At 70.4% G+C, this 13,852-nt stretch carries 12 protein-coding genes; 9 read left to right on the forward strand and 3 right to left on the reverse strand.

The window, feature by feature from the left end; all coding sequences use genetic code 11:
- Positions 1 to 5 precede the first annotated feature (5 nt).
- The 4 genes from ACQEVG_RS35135 to ACQEVG_RS35150 all read left to right on the forward strand — a co-directional run bounded on the left by ACQEVG_RS35135 (position 6) and on the right by ACQEVG_RS35150 (position 4,153).
- The gene (locus ACQEVG_RS35135; RefSeq protein WP_432991490.1) at positions 6 to 1,151 is read left to right on the forward strand and encodes a vWA domain-containing protein; all 1,146 of its coding nucleotides are present in this window, start codon (positions 6 to 8) and stop codon (positions 1,149 to 1,151) included.
- Entirely contained in the window at positions 1,144 to 2,256 is a 1,113-nt protein-coding gene (locus ACQEVG_RS35140) for an XdhC family protein (protein ID WP_432991492.1), read from the forward strand. Before ACQEVG_RS35135 ends, ACQEVG_RS35140 begins: the two co-directional genes overlap by 8 nt.
- Before the next feature lie 10 nt (positions 2,257 to 2,266).
- Positions 2,267 to 2,896, forward strand: coding sequence for an SRPBCC family protein (locus ACQEVG_RS35145; RefSeq protein WP_432991494.1), 630 nt, complete (start codon positions 2,267 to 2,269; stop codon positions 2,894 to 2,896).
- A gap of 285 nt (positions 2,897 to 3,181) precedes the next feature.
- Complete coding sequence (locus ACQEVG_RS35150; protein ID WP_432991496.1) at positions 3,182 to 4,153, forward strand: aminoglycoside phosphotransferase family protein; 972 nt, start codon at positions 3,182 to 3,184, stop codon at positions 4,151 to 4,153.
- Between the two features lie 326 nt (positions 4,154 to 4,479).
- Here ACQEVG_RS35150 and ACQEVG_RS35155 read toward each other — a convergent pair whose 3' ends face one another.
- The gene (locus ACQEVG_RS35155) at positions 4,480 to 5,109 is read right to left on the reverse strand and encodes a pyridoxamine 5'-phosphate oxidase family protein (protein ID WP_432991498.1); all 630 of its coding nucleotides are present in this window, start codon (positions 5,107 to 5,109) and stop codon (positions 4,480 to 4,482) included.
- 243 nt (positions 5,110 to 5,352) lie between these two features.
- The gene (locus ACQEVG_RS35160) at positions 5,353 to 6,186 is read right to left on the reverse strand and encodes an alpha/beta fold hydrolase (RefSeq protein WP_432991500.1); all 834 of its coding nucleotides are present in this window, start codon (positions 6,184 to 6,186) and stop codon (positions 5,353 to 5,355) included.
- A gap of 295 nt (positions 6,187 to 6,481) precedes the next feature.
- On the opposite strand from ACQEVG_RS35160, the gene ACQEVG_RS35165 reads away from it, so the two are divergent.
- The gene (locus tag ACQEVG_RS35165; protein WP_432991502.1) at positions 6,482 to 7,492 is read left to right on the forward strand and encodes a D-cysteine desulfhydrase family protein; all 1,011 of its coding nucleotides are present in this window, start codon (positions 6,482 to 6,484) and stop codon (positions 7,490 to 7,492) included.
- Between the two features lie 58 nt (positions 7,493 to 7,550).
- On the opposite strand, the gene ACQEVG_RS35170 is transcribed toward ACQEVG_RS35165, so the two are convergent.
- Complete coding sequence (locus ACQEVG_RS35170; protein WP_432991504.1) at positions 7,551 to 8,318, reverse strand: acyl-CoA thioesterase; 768 nt, start codon at positions 8,316 to 8,318, stop codon at positions 7,551 to 7,553.
- A 244-nt stretch (positions 8,319 to 8,562) separates the two neighbouring features.
- Here ACQEVG_RS35170 and ACQEVG_RS35175 point away from each other — a divergent pair, with 244 nt between their 5' ends.
- From ACQEVG_RS35175 to ACQEVG_RS35190, 4 genes are all read left to right on the forward strand, one after another.
- Entirely contained in the window at positions 8,563 to 9,288 is a 726-nt protein-coding gene (locus ACQEVG_RS35175; protein ID WP_432991506.1) for a hypothetical protein, read from the forward strand.
- Positions 9,285 to 9,803 (forward strand): SixA phosphatase family protein, encoded by a 519-nt coding sequence (locus tag ACQEVG_RS35180; protein WP_432991508.1) that lies wholly within the window; start codon positions 9,285 to 9,287, stop codon positions 9,801 to 9,803. Before ACQEVG_RS35175 ends, ACQEVG_RS35180 begins: the two co-directional genes overlap by 4 nt.
- Before the next feature lie 548 nt (positions 9,804 to 10,351).
- On the forward strand, positions 10,352 to 12,571 hold the full coding sequence (locus ACQEVG_RS35185) for a BTAD domain-containing putative transcriptional regulator (protein WP_432991510.1): 2,220 nt from the start codon (positions 10,352 to 10,354) through the stop codon (positions 12,569 to 12,571).
- 15 nt (positions 12,572 to 12,586) lie between these two features.
- The gene (locus ACQEVG_RS35190; RefSeq protein ID WP_432991512.1) at positions 12,587 to 13,849 is read left to right on the forward strand and encodes an RICIN domain-containing protein; all 1,263 of its coding nucleotides are present in this window, start codon (positions 12,587 to 12,589) and stop codon (positions 13,847 to 13,849) included.
- The last annotated feature ends 3 nt before the right edge of the window (positions 13,850 to 13,852 follow it).

Below are 13,852 nucleotides of genomic sequence, written 5' to 3' on the forward strand. Positions count from 1 at the left end.
CCACCATGCCCGCAGCACCAGCGGTGGACGCGATCGCGGTCCTGGTCGGATTCGTCCGGGCACTGCGCGCGGCCGGAGTCGCCACCGGGCCGGACCGCATGCAGACCTTCCTGGGTGCGCTTTCCAGCCTCGGTTCCGAGCTGCGCTCCGACGTCTACTGGGCGGGCAGGCTCACCCTCTGCGGCAGCCAGGACGACCTGGAACGGTACGACCGCGTCTTCGCCGCGTACTTCGCGCAGCGACCGCACCCCGGCGACCAGGTGCGTCGGATCCCGGTCCCCGTGCCACAGTTCCGCCTGCGGGCCGCCGACGCCGCCCTGGCCGGTGGAACGGAAGGAGATGGCGGCACGGTGCAGCGGGCAGCCGCTCTGGCGAGCTCCGCGGAGGTCCTGCGCCACCGCGACATGGCCGAGTTGTCCGCCGCCGAGCGGGCTCAACTGCGGTGCCTGCTCGCGGCGTTCTCGTTGAGCGGGGAGCCGCGCCGCACTCCGCGTCTGCGGGCGGCCCGGCGCGGCGGCGTCGATGCCAGGCGCACCGTACGTGAGCTGCTGCACCGTGGCGGGGAGCCGGCCCGGTTGCGCTACCGTGCCCCCGGCGCCAAGCCGCGCCGTGTCGTACTGCTGCTGGACGTGAGCGGCTCGATGGCTCCGTACTCGGACGCCCTGCTGCGCTTTGCGCACGCCGCCACACACGGGCCGAAGTCTCCTGCCCCGACCGAGGTGTTCACCATCGGCACCCGCCTTACCCGGGTGACCCGGGAAATGGCCCACCGCGATCCGGACATGGCGCTGGCCGCTGTCGCGTCGGCGGTTCCCGACTGGAGCGGAGGCACCCGGCTCGGCGAGATGCTCCGCGCCTTCCTCGACCGGTGGGGGCAGCGTGGCGTCGCGCGCGGAGCGGTGGTCGTGCTGCTCTCCGACGGGTGGGAGCGTGGCGACCCGGCGCTGCTCGCGGCTCAGATGCGGCGCCTGCACCGGCTGGCGCACCGGGTGGTGTGGGCCAACCCGCGCAAGGCGCGCCCGGGTTACGAGCCGCTTGCGGCCGGTATGGCGGCGGCGCTGCCCAGCGTGGACGCGTTTGTCGAGGGGCACAGCCTGGGTGCCCTGGAGCGCCTGGCAGAAGTGGTGAGAGGCGGTGCGTTCAATGCGTGAGATCCTCCCTGTGCTGAGCGGCTGGTACGCATCCGGAACGCCGTTCGGGCTGGCCACCGTTGTCGCGGTCAGCCGCAGCGCGCCGCGCGGCCCCGGGGCGGCGATGGCGGTGGGTCCGGACGACGAAGTCGTCGGCAGCGTCTCCGGCGGCTGTGTGGAGGGGGCGGTCTTCGAACTGGCCAAGGAGGTCGCGGAGACCGGTCAGGCGCAGCTGCAGACTTTCGGCTTCAGCGACGAGGACGCGTTCGCCGTCGGGCTCACCTGCGGCGGTGAGATCACTGTCCTCGTACGTTCCGTGACGCCCGAGGCCGACGCCTCCTTCGCCGAGGTGGCCGAGTCGGTCGCCGAGCACCGGCCGGTGGTGGTGGCGACGGTGATCGACGGTCCTGCCTCGCGGGGCGCCACGCTCGCCGTGTGGCCGGACACGGTGTCCGGCTCTCTGGGATCGAGCGGCCTCGACGCGGCGGTCACGGCCGACGCGCGCGGGGAACTGGCGCAAGGGGCGACTGGACGGCGTCACTACGGGCCGCAGGGCGAGCGGCGCGAGGACGACGTCACCGTGTTCCTGCAGTCCTTCGCCCCGCCGCCGCGGATGCTGGTCTTCGGCGCGATCGACTTCGCTGCCGCGGTGGCCGGGATCGGCGCGTTCCTCGGCTACCGGGTGACGGTGTGCGACGCGCGCCCGGTCTTCGCCGACTCCCGCCGGTTCCCGGACGGGGTGGAGGTGGTGGTCGACTGGCCGCACCGGTATCTGCACGAAACGGACGTGGATGAGCGGACGGTGATGTGTGTGCTCACCCACGATCCGAAGTTCGACGTTCCGCTGCTCGAGGTGGCGCTGGACTCCCCGGCCGTGTACATCGGCGTGATGGGCAGCCGTCGCACACACGAGGACCGCCTGGCGCGGCTGCGGGAGAGAGGAATCGGCGAGACGGAACTGGCGCGCCTGCGCTCGCCCATCGGTCTCGACCTCGGTGCCCGTACGCCCGCGGAGGTGGCCGTCTCGATCGCCGCGGAAATCGTCGCCCTGCGCTGGGGCGGCAGCGGCAGCCCGCTGGCAGAGACCGCGGGAGCGATCCACCATCCGCATCTGAAGCCGGTGTAAGGAGGAGACCATGGAGCTGCACCACTCCTTCACCGTCCCGGTCCCGGTCGACGAGGCGTGGTCGGTGCTTCTGGACATCGAGCGGGTCGCCCCGTGCATGCCGGGCGCCAACGTCGAGGGCTTCGACGGCGAGACGGTCGAGGGAGCCGTGAAGGTGAGGGTCGGCCCGATCACGGTGACGTACCGCGGCACCGCGATGTTCCGGGAGAAGGACGAGTCGGCACACCGCATCGTCCTTGCCGCCCAGGGCAAGGAAGTCCGCGGCCAAGGCACGGCAAGCGCCACCGTGACCGCAACGCTGGCCGATCGCGACGGTGCCACGGCCGTCATCGTCCTCACCGATCTGACAATCACTGGCCGGCCGGCCCAGTTCGGCCGCGGGGTCATGGCCGAAGTGGGCGACAAGCTCATCGGCCGCTTCGCGGACTGCCTCTCCCGGCAACTGGCCGACACGGAACCGGCTGCGGCAGCGCCCGCCGAGACGGAGCCCGAGGCCGTCGCGAGCACCGGAACACAGGAGGCGGAGCCGATCGACCTCTTGCGCACGGCGGGCCTCCCGGTCGCCAAGCGCGCGGCGGGAGCTCTCGTCGTGGCCGCTCTCGTCGCGCTGCTGGTCATCCTCATCCGAAGAAGGCGGTGACGGGCGCTTCGGCTACCGCCGCACCTCGATGGACCTGCTCGCTCAAGCGGCAGGGATGTCCCGTCCCGCGTTTTCCATGCCTCGATCGGCGTGATCGGCAGGGCGAGCGGCGACAGCGGCTCGAGTGACGCGGACGGCAAATGAGTTGACGGGCGCTGTCCCCAAGCGGTTGGCTCGCGCTCGGTCCGCGGTCCGGAAAGCGCCGTCGGCCTGTCCCTCCGCGCAGTCGCGTCGCCCGCGTCGCCCGTTTCGCGCTGCGCCCTTACTCCGCTTCGGAAGGTGCCCATGCCCGCCGGCAAGATGCATGCGAACGAGCTCGACATCGATGTGTCCCTCGTACGCCGGTTGCTTGCAGCGCGGTTTCCGCAGTGGGCAGACCTACCCGTCGAGCTGGTCGACTCCCACGGGACGTCCAACGCCATGTACCGGCTCGGCGAGGACATGGTGGTGCGGCTTCCCCGTGTCGAGTGGGCCGTGAGCGATGTGGAGACGGAGCAGCGGTGGCTGCCGCGGTTTGCCGCGCCGCTTCCGGTGGCCATTCCCGTCCCGCTGGGGATGGGAAGGCCGACGGGGGACTATCCGTGGCCCTGGTCCGTGTACCGCTGGCTCGACGGCGAGACCCCGGCCGTAGGCCGGGTCGCCGAACAAGGTGTGCTGGCAAGGGATCTGGCGGAGTTCGTGACCGCGTTGCGCCTGATCGATCCCACTGGCGGGCCGTCCGCCAACCGCGGTGTGCCTCTGGCGACGCGAGACGCTCCGACGCGCGACGCGATCGGGAAGCTGCACACCGTCATCGACACCGACACGGCGACGGCTGCGTGGGAGGCAGCCCTGCGGGCTCCTCGGTGGACCGGCCCCGCGGTCTGGGTCCATGGAGACCTGCAGCCCGGGAATCTGCTGACCGTTCGTGGAAGGCTCAGCGCCGTCATCGACTTCGGGTGCCTGGGCGTGGGTGATCCGGCGGTCGACGCGATCGTGGCATGGAGCCTGCTGACTGACGACGCGAGGAGCGTCTTCCGCGCCGCGCTGGGGAGTGACGACGCGACCTGGGCCCGGGGTCGCGGCTGGGCACTGTCGATCGCGCTCATTGAACTCTCGTACTACCGGGAGACGAACCCGGTGATGGCGGCCATCGCCCGACATGTGATCCACGAAGTGCTCACCGATCACGAGCCGGCCGCACCCCATGGCGCGGATCTCAAGGCGCCTGAGCCGTATCAATTCACTCCGTCGTCGTCAGATGTGATGACAGGTTGAGCTGATTGTTGCTGAGTGACGGTTCAATTACATGACCGCGGATCGCAGTTCCGTTGGCCATGATGCGTCGTTGGGCGTGACATGGAGGTCTACGACAACGACCCGATCCCGGTCCCCGATGCGCGGCTCACGGGCGCGTACTGGCTGTCCTCTCGTATGCATGGCGAGGACAGCTGCACATGGTGTGCGCAGCTGAGGGAAGCCGACACCCGCGCCACCCTGGCAGCCGAGGAGAGAAAACGTTCCCCCGCGACCTGGGTCGTGCCGCCAGGTCTGCCACCCCGTCCGCAGTAGCGGGTGGACGCCGCCCGGCGTGCGCCCACGCGTCACGCAATACTGCTGGGGAACGCTCCGGGGCAAGCCGGCTCTCGTTCGGTGAAGTACGCGGCGTCCTTGGGGCGATGCACGTCCGAAGCGCGCGGCCGCGGGGCGGGTTCCAGGTGCGGGATGTGCTTGGAGCAGTGGACGTACGCCTCGTCGACCGACACGTGTATCCACAGCTGCGGCTGCCGCCCGGGTGCCGCGTCGCTCGGCAGGTGGGGATACCCGGCGCGCTGCTCGTCATCGGTGCGCAGCTGGGCGGACCCGTTGATGTGCAGGCCGATGTGGTCTCGGGTGAAGTCCATGAAGAGCAGGCCGAGACGGGGATTCTCGGTGATGTTTCCGACACTGGCCAGTACGCCGTTGCCGCGGTACTCGGGGTAGGTCAGCGTGCGGTCGTCCAGCACGGTGACGAATCCGGGCGGGCCGGCGCGAAAGGTGGAGTCGCAGGCGCCGTGAGCGTCGGCCGTGGCCAGGAACACCATGGTCTGGCGGGCTATGAACTCCCGCATGGAGGGTGTGAGGAAGTCATGCATCTGCCGGTCGTAGAAGTCGGCCGCGCGGTCGGAGGTGCCGAACTGCTTCTGCATCATGCGCTCGCCGTGGGAGCCGAGGGTTTCGTTGTGTCCGGTCACGGCTGACGGGTCTCCTCCTGAGGGCGGGCAAGGTCCAACTGCGAGGACAGGACGGGCACATCCCCCGGGGGGCGTATCGCATCCGCGCTCGCGGTGGTCCGCGCCGCCGCATGAGCGCATGGGCGGCGCGGCCATCTGGGTGAGCTTACTGAGACAGGGACTCATACTCGTCCGCGGAAAGGAGCTCGTCCAGCAAGTTGGGGCACTCGCTCGGGCGGAGGGGTTGGGCGGGCGCGGCGATGCTCACTTGGCGAGGAACGTGAGCAGGGCCTGGTTGACCTCCTCGCCGTGCGTCCACAGCAGACCGTGCGGTGCGCCTTCGATTTCGACGTAGGTCGCTTGGGGAAGGACCTTGTGGAACGGGCGGCCTGTCGCGTCGATGGGCAGAATGTTGTCTGCCGTGCCGTGCAGGATGAGCGCCGGTACGTCGATCTTCGGGATGTCGCCGCGGAAGTCCGTGATCCAGGTCGGCACGGCGGCGCTGGAGGCGAACCACGACGCTCCCGCCGCCACGTTCCAGCTGTTGCGCAGGGCCTCTTCGGACAAGCGGCTTCCGAGGGTGTCGTCGGTGTTGTAGAAGCTCTTGTAGAAGTCCGTGAAGTAGGCGTAGCGGTCGGCCTTGACCGCGGCGAGGATGCCGTCGAACACCTCCTGCGGTACACCGGTCGGGTTGTCGTCCGTCTTGAGCAGGAAGGGTTCAAGGGAGGCGAGGAACGCCGCCTTCGCGACTCGCTGCGAACCGTAGGTGCCGAGGTAGCGGCCTACTTCGCCGGTGCCCATCGAGAAGCCGACGAGGACGACGTCCGTGAGGTCGAGCGTGTCGAGGACGACCTTGAGGTCCGCTGCGAAGGTGTCGTAGTCGTATCCAATGGTGGGCTGGCTGGAGCGGCCGAAGCCCCGGCGGTCGTAGGTGATGACCCGGTAGCCGGCGTCGAGCAGGGCGGCGCTCTGCTTCTCCCACGAGTGCCCGTCGAGCGGGTAGCCGTGGATGAGGACGACCGGCTGCCCGGTTCCGTGGTCCTCGTAGTAGAGCTCGATGCTCGCGGTGTTCTCGGAGCCGACGGTGATGAATGGCATCGTGCTGTTTCCTTTCGCGAATCGTGGAGAGCGACTGTTGTCCACCCGTTGTTACGGCCTTGATCACGTCAGGCGCTGGTCGTCGACGGCACGGCCTCGCCGACTCCTGACGCTACGGCCTCGCGGGCCCACGGGCGCGTGGTCCCAGCGGCGCGTTGGGGAAGCCGCTCGCTCGCGCGCGTCGCACCGGCATGAACAGTTGGCAGGGGCAGTGTCATGGCACACCGGCCGGCTGCCGCGCGGGCAAGATGGCCCGCGAACCCCGACGACGGCCTGGCGGACAAGAGTGGTGACGATGACCCCGGACGACAGCAGCAGCCCGCAGCGAGCACCGCTCGGCACCTGGCCGACCCCGCTCGAACCCATGCCACGGCTGGCCCGTGCGCTGGGGCTCGGCGCGGACGACCTGTGGGTCAAACGTGATGACCTCACCGGCCTCGGCGGCGGCGGAAACAAGGTACGCAAGCTTGAGTGGCTCTGCGGTGCCGCGCTGGCCGACGGCGCCACCGTTCTGGTGACGATCGGAGCGCCGCAGAGCAACCACGCGCGGCTGACCGCGGCCGCCGGCGCCCGGCTGGGGCTCGACGTGGTCCTCGTACTCGCCGGCGCACCCGGATCGTCGACCTCGGGCAACCTCGCACTCGACGGGCTCTTCGGCGCCACCGTCGTATGGGCCGATGGTGACGACAAAGAGGCTCTCCACTTCACCGCCGAGCAGGTGGCCGCGCAACTGGGGCTGCGGGGCGCTGTCCCGGCCGTGATCCCCTTCGGCGGTTCCAGCGCGGTCGGCGCGCGCGGCTATGTCGAGTGCGCGCGTGAACTCCTCGCCCAGGCACCCGACTTGGCGATCGTCGTCGTCGCGGTCGGCTCCGGGGGGACCATGGCCGGCCTCGTTGATCAGCTGGGAGCGGAGCGAGTGCTCGGTGTCCACTGCGGCGCCGTCACCGATCCCGCCCGGACCGTGTCCGAGCTGACCTCCGGCCTGTCCGGCACGCCCTGCGCGCCGGAGACGTTGAGAATCCGGCTCGACCAGGTCGGCGACGGCTACGGCGCGTTGACCGAGCCGGTCATGGCCGCTCTGCTCCAGACCGCCCGCACCGAGGGCATCGTGCTCGACCCGGTCTACACCGGCCGGGCGATGGCCGGCCTGATCGCAGCGGTCCAGGAAGGCGACGTCGTCCCCGGGCAGCGCACGGTCTTCCTGCACTCGGGCGGTATGCCCGGCCTGTTCGGCCACGCGGAGGCGCTCGCGAAAGCAGAGGCCGCGCTGAACGTCGAAGATCATCGCGGTCTGCCCCGAGGGTAGTGGCGATGACCGGCCGCCACGGTCGACAGGCCCTAAGGGGGTGGGCGGCGTGCGGTGATCATGTCGGCGGGGCCAGGATGCGCCGGGCCTGACGACCCGAGCCGAGCAGTCGGCCGTCCGCCGCCCACACCGTGCTGTCGTCGACCGCCCAGCCGCTTCCCGCGTGATCGGTACGGATACGGACCAGCGCCCAGCCGTCCACGGGCCCACGGTCCAGGGCATCGCCGTAGTGGACGGTCAGTTCGGCCGAGGGAACGGGCCGCGGCGCGGTCCAGCGCGCGAAGAGCGCGGGAGGCAGGGCGTCCGCCAGGATGACGACCGCTCCGGCGTCCAGGCTGCGCCCGTCGGTGAAACGTATCCAGGCCGTCAGCTCGGCGCGGTCGCCGCCGCCCAGAGGCCGGGCCGGCGTCGCCGGACGTATCTCGAGATGCCTCGCGAACGCGGCCAGCCGCTCCGGCAGCTCCAGCGCCTCGCAGTCCTCGGCTCCGGGCACGCCGGGGGCCTCGCTGCCGTCGTAACCGGGGCCGGGGTGCGGCGTGCCGAACACCGCTGAGCCCCGCAGCACTACGGCGCCACCCTGCTCGGCGCTGAACGACGAGAACGAGGTTCCGCGCCCGGCACGCTCGACCGTGGCCCGGACCCGGAGGGGACTGTCGTCGACCGGCGCCAGGAAGTGTGTGGTGAGCGTCCGCGCCACGGGCGCCTCGCCGAGCAGGGCGCGCATTTCGACCAGGCCCTGCGCCGCCAGATACCCGCCGTGGACGCCCGCCCACGACCACCACGAACGACCGACGCTGACCGTAGTGCCCTCAGCCGTCATGCCCATGCCGCCGCCCTTATCGGAGTGAGTTTGAAAACTGGACTTAGGCGCTCACCATACTCCGGTCGGCTCACAGGGTGAACGCGCTGCGGAAACAAATGCCGCAGGCGAGGGGTAGATTTGCATCCGTAAAGGACGCCGGGGATCCGGCTCCATGACCGAAGGAACACGCTGCCCGGCCCGGGGCCGGTGCCTGTTCCGGTGCCGCTCCCGATGCGGAGTCGGGGTCGGGGCGCCTAGGCTCGACGGTGTGCTGCGCATCGTTGACGAACTGGCAGGCCGTGGGCCGCTGCGGATCTGCGCCCACGTGCCATCGCCTGGCGAGCCCGGCGGCCTCACCGGCCTGCGCGTATTGCTGGTCGCCGACGTGCTGGCGCGCGTCGTCGAGCTGCGCGGCAGACAGGTCCTGATGGGGTGGACCGGCCCGAGGGTCCCCTTCGCCACCGCTGTCGGTATCCGGCCGGCCGACGCCCACGGGACCGCGGACCAGATCGCCGACGTGCTCGGCGGCCCACCCGGCGTACACCTCACCCACCGCGCGTACGAGGGCGGAGGCGGTGCCTTTGTCCAGGTCGCAGAGGCGCGTACCTCGGTATCCCTGGCGGGACTTGAGGAACAGGACCTGCTCGCCGTCCGCCTGCTGCTGCTCTCCCACGCTCACCACGAGCCGGCCGCGCTGCGCCCCGAAGCCCTCGACGAGGCCCGCCGCACGCTGGCGCGATGGCGGCGTGCCGTGGCCGACTGGGCCGAGCAGCCCTCGAAGCCGATGCCCGCCGACCTCCTGAGCCCGGCCCGCAGCGCACTGGAGGACAGGCTGGGCACCCCCGACGTACTCGCGCTGCTACGGGATCTGGAGACGGCCGCGGACGTGCCGGCCGGAGCGAAGTTCGAGACCTTCGCCCACCTGGACCGCGTCCTCGGCCTGGAACTCGCCCGCGCGATCGGCCGCCCGCACCCCGCCGGAGCGCCGGCATGAGCCCGCTGCGGCGGCTTGTCGTACTGCGGCACGCCAAGGCGGCCCGGCCCGAGGGTGTTGCCGACCATGCCCGTCCTCTCGCGGAGCGCGGTCTGCGCGACGCCCCCGCCGCCGGCCGCTGGCTGGCAGCGGCCGACTGCGAGCCCGATCTCGTCCTGTGCTCCACCGCCCTTCGTACCCGCCAGACCTGGGAATTGGCCGCCACGGAACTGGGCAGTACTCCACCGGTCCGGTACGAACCGCGCGTCTACGCCGCGGACGCCGAGGAACTGCTCGATGCCGTACGTGAAGTGCCTGACCACATAGAGACGTTGCTGCTGATCGGACACAACCCCGGGCTTGAGGACCTGATCCTGCTGCTCGCCGCGGAGGCGCTCGGCGACACACTGCAGCGCGTACGGAGCAAGTTCCCGACCTCCGCCGTCGCCGTACTGACCTGGCAGGGCACCTGGTCGGACCTCGCACCGGGCGTCGCACTGCTGACCGATGTGGCCGTCCCGCGCGGACAGCGGTGAGCCCGCGTTTCAGACAGAGGAGGCGTTCGAGGCCGGCTGAGGACCGGGCCCGAAATGCCACCGCGCCCGTACTTCATGACTCCGGTGGAACGGGCTGAACGCCGCCCGCCCGGCGGGAAATTGAGGCTGCGATCGCGGACCCGTATCGCCCGGTCCCGTGCCCGCTTGCCGCCCGTTCACCCCCGGAAATACGTCGCTTACCGCGCCTACTTTGGACTTTTCGCCGCCCTGCACTGCCTGTTTCGCGCGGAGTCAATTGACTTTCCTGCCCGAAGCGAAATGGTGCGGCGGAGAACATTAAATGGATTGCTTGACATGAATACAGAGGGATCGATCCAATGGGCCCCTGACAGGCGAAGCAACAGCGGATGCAGAGCAGGCCGTGGCGGCCTCAGCGGCTCTCAATGCGCGCATTGATTCCGTTTCCGTGCGCGGCGTATCCGTTTCCTGACGGCGCCGCTCGACCAGCGGATAGGGGGACAGGGTGCCTGACGCCACGCACCGTTCACCGGGATTCAACTGCATTCGGCGAATGGGGGGAAGCGGACATGCTGGACCATGGACTTCGATTCGGACTCCTCGGCCCCCTCGAGGCGTGGCAGGGAGCCAAAGCCCTGGACCTGGGGCCCCCGAAGCGCCGGGTGCTGCTGGCCCGGCTGCTCATCGAGGCCGGCCGGCCCGTATCCGTCGAGCAGCTGTGCCGGGATCTGTGGCCGGCTGACCGCCGCCCTTCGGGGGCCGTTTCGTCGGTGCACGCACATATCAGCAGGCTGCGTACGGTACTTGAGCCAGGCCGTGCCCGTAATGAGCCGGCGACCCTGCTCGTACGCAGACCGGCCGGGTACGCCCTGGAAGTACCATCCGACTCGCTGGACAGCGTTGTTTTCGAAGCATCGCTCAACCGGGCCAGGGAAATGCTGAATTCGGGGCGTACGGCGAACGCACGTCAGGAGATCGATCGCGCATTGAAGCTGTGGCGGGGTCCGGCGCTGTGTGACGCCGCCGACCTTGCGTTTGCCGCACCGGACATCGCCAGACTCCAGGCCGGCCGTCAACTGGCCGAAGAACTCCGGGTGACCCTCCTCCTGGAAGGAGGTGAGGCTCAGGCCGCGGTGGGTCTCGCCGAGGGTCTGATCGTTTCCGCACCGCTGCGCGAGGCATCCTGGGCGCTGCTGATGAGGGCGCTGTATGCCACCGGGCGTTCGGCTGAGGCACTGCAGCAGTACGAGCGATTCCGCATCGCACTCGCCGAAGACCTCGGCGTCGATCCCGGGCCCGCGCTGCGCGACCTGCACCTTGCCATCCTGCGCCACGATTCCGCCGAGCTCCCCACGGCCCGCCCCCAGGGGACGGCGGGCGCCGGATGCGCCGAGGGGAAGGACAGCCAACTGCCCCTCGTCGGGAGGTCGTGGGAGTTGGCCCGGCTGGGTGCTCTGCTGACTGCGGCAGCCGGCGGGCGGGTGTGCTGGGCCGTGCTGTCCGGCGAGGCCGGTTCGGGGAAGACCCGGCTGCTCGAGGAGACCGCGGCACGTGCGGCAGAACAAGGCTTCGCCGTGGCCCGGTTGCGCTGCTGCCCCGCGGTCGACAACAGCCGCAAATGCGCCGGCCTCGGCCCCGCCGCACGACTGCTCACCGAGCTCCGCAGCCAAACACCCCTCCCGCAGGACTCGGGGGAGTGCCCCGCCGAGCCAGGTCCGCAAGACCGGTCCGAAGACACCCTCCTCGCCGAACTGGTACGGCAATTCGCTGCCCGGCCGGTGTTGTGCATGGTGGACGACCTCGACGGAACCTGTCCCGCCTGCCTTCGCCTGCTGCACCGACTCGCCATCCTGTTACGCCAGGAGAAGCTCGCCGTGCTGTGTGCCGTAAGCGCCCCGGACGAACCGGAGACCGGCCGGCTCCTGGCCGAACTGGCACGGCAGCGCGCGGCCCGCCTGCACCTGGCACCGCTGGACGTCCAAGACGTGGCCCAGCTGCTGACCGCTGCCGGGGAGGCCGACTCGATCGTCGAGGCGACCGCACTGCACCGCCGCAGCGACGGCAACCCGTTCCTGCTGCTCGAACTGCTCGAACTGCCCCCCGCCCAGCGCATGGGCCCCACCGCACAGATCCCCGCCGCCGTCCAGAGCGTGGTGCTCACCCGTCTCGAAGCCCTGCCCGACCAGGTACGCACCATGCTCGTGCACGCGGCCGTGAACGGTGAAGTCCTGGACATCGAAGTCCTCGCCCACCTTCAGCACCTCTCCCGCGAAGAACTGCTCGCGCTCATCGACAACGCCTGCCAGGCGCGGATCCTCCTCTGGCAGGACGCCCAACCGGACGGGCCCGCCGGACGCTACAGATTCCACGGCATGCTGCGCGACGCGGTCCTCGCCACCCTCACCCCCGCCGCCCGGCAACTGCTGCACGCGAACCTCGCCACCACCCTGGACACACTGCCGGGCCGTCATCCCGCCCTCACCGCAACCCACTTGCTACAGGCCGGACCAGTGGTGCCGGCCGAGGAACTCGCCCGTGCCCTCCTGAGAGCCGGACAGCGCTGCGCACGCGACCGGCAGGACGACGCCGCGATCGGAAGGTTCGAACAGGCCGCCGAGGCGGCCCGGGCGGAGCATCCGGCAATCCACCGAGAAGCCATACGCGCCGCACAGCCACTGACACCAGACCCCCACAACCGACGAGCACGGGCAGTGGGCACACCCACCCCCGCACTCGCCGTCGTACACCGGCTCCCACGCCCTGGCGGCCTACGCCCGGCGACCCGCTAGCCCACAAGGAGACCCATGCCCGAACAGCAGAACGCCGGCGAATCCGCCAGCACGCCCAAGACAGCCCCACCGTCCGGGGAAGCACCCTCCGGACAGCCGCCCGCCACCGAGCCGCCCGGCACCGGGTCGGCCGCCACCGAGCCCGCCGCCTCGGCTCAGCGGCCCGGCACCGAGCCCGCCGCCTCGGCCTCGACCACGGCCGGGGAAGCGACCTCTCCACCTTCGTCCGTCCCGGACACGGGCGGCACGGGATCTCTCCCCGCCGTCTCCGGCGAGACCTCCGCGCGATCCGGTGCTACGACGTCACAGGCCCCACAGACGTCACAGGCCCCGGAACCGGGGGCCACGACGCAAGAAGGGGAGCCCCGCGCGGCAGGGGCCTCGCCTGCGGCCGCAGGACTCGCTGCCGTCGGCGGTGTGCGCCCGGAGGAGCCGGATCCGGCCGGCGCGTCAAACGGCCCCAATAAGCCGGTCCTGGCCGGAGCAGCGATCGTCGGCGCCGTATTGGTCGCCATCCCTCTTCTGCTCACGGGTTCCGCTTCGGACGACGAAGAGAAGTCCGCCGCCGTAGTGGATGCGGCGAACACCGTCCTCGACGAAGAAGGCCCGGACCGGTCCGGTGCGTTCGTCCCACAGCCCTCGTCGCCACCCAGGAAACGGGCCCCCGCCGCTCCGCCCTTGAGCAAGGGACCGGCCCGTGAGGCGCCACCAGCCACCCGGAGGCAGGACAGCGGGACCACGGCGCGCGACCGGTCCCAGGCCCCGCGCAGGCGGGCGTCGGCCCGCCGGAGCGGCGCTACGGGCCCGGACCTCAGCCGGGTGCTGATCAAGAACTGGAAGAACCAGACCTGTGTGGACATACCTGCCTTCGGCAAGGGAGTTCAGGACGGTCCGGTCAACCAGTCGACGTGCAACAGCACGGCCGAGGACAACCAGCTGTGGAATCTGGAAGCCGCGAGCAGTGGGTCGGGGCCCGGTGGGGCGAAGCTCTACGTCATCCGGAATGTGAAGGACGGTCAGTGCCTCGACCTGCCCTACTACGGAGGCACCGGCGCCACGACTCGGATCACCGAGTACCCGTGCAACCGCACGACCGGCGACAACCAGTTGTGGTGGCTGCAGAAGAGGGCGAACAACACCTACTGGATCCGCAACCATGCGAGCAGTGATCTGTGCCTGGATGTCGCAGGCAGTAACGACCGCCGCCGGGATGTGCGCCTGACGCTGTTCTACTGCAGCGACACCGACGACCAGAACTGGCTGTTCACAAGCCGATAGCCG

Source organism: Streptomyces sp. CA-135486 (genome assembly GCF_050936555.1).
Taxonomy (GTDB): domain Bacteria; phylum Actinomycetota; class Actinomycetes; order Streptomycetales; family Streptomycetaceae; genus Streptomyces.

What these genes read in the sequence shown, in the direction of transcription:
- ACQEVG_RS35185 (WP_432991510.1), top strand. Translation starts at nt 10,352, where the DNA reads ATGCTGGACCATGGACTTCGATTCGGACTCCTCGGCCCCCTCGAGGCG.
- ACQEVG_RS35140 (WP_432991492.1), top strand. Translation starts at nt 1,144, where the DNA reads ATGCGTGAGATCCTCCCTGTGCTGAGCGGCTGGTACGCATCCGGAACG.
- ACQEVG_RS35145 (WP_432991494.1), top strand. Translation starts at nt 2,267, where the DNA reads ATGGAGCTGCACCACTCCTTCACCGTCCCGGTCCCGGTCGACGAGGCG.
- ACQEVG_RS35135 (WP_432991490.1), top strand. Translation starts at nt 6, where the DNA reads ATGCCCGCAGCACCAGCGGTGGACGCGATCGCGGTCCTGGTCGGATTC.
- ACQEVG_RS35165 (WP_432991502.1), top strand. Translation starts at nt 6,482, where the DNA reads ATGACCCCGGACGACAGCAGCAGCCCGCAGCGAGCACCGCTCGGCACC.
- ACQEVG_RS35170 (WP_432991504.1), bottom strand. Translation starts at nt 8,318, where the DNA reads ATGGGCATGACGGCTGAGGGCACTACGGTCAGCGTCGGTCGTTCGTGG.
- ACQEVG_RS35190 (WP_432991512.1), top strand. Translation starts at nt 12,587, where the DNA reads ATGCCCGAACAGCAGAACGCCGGCGAATCCGCCAGCACGCCCAAGACA.
- ACQEVG_RS35160 (WP_432991500.1), bottom strand. Translation starts at nt 6,186, where the DNA reads ATGCCATTCATCACCGTCGGCTCCGAGAACACCGCGAGCATCGAGCTC.
- ACQEVG_RS35150 (WP_432991496.1), top strand. Translation starts at nt 3,182, where the DNA reads ATGCCCGCCGGCAAGATGCATGCGAACGAGCTCGACATCGATGTGTCC.
- ACQEVG_RS35180 (WP_432991508.1), top strand. Translation starts at nt 9,285, where the DNA reads ATGAGCCCGCTGCGGCGGCTTGTCGTACTGCGGCACGCCAAGGCGGCC.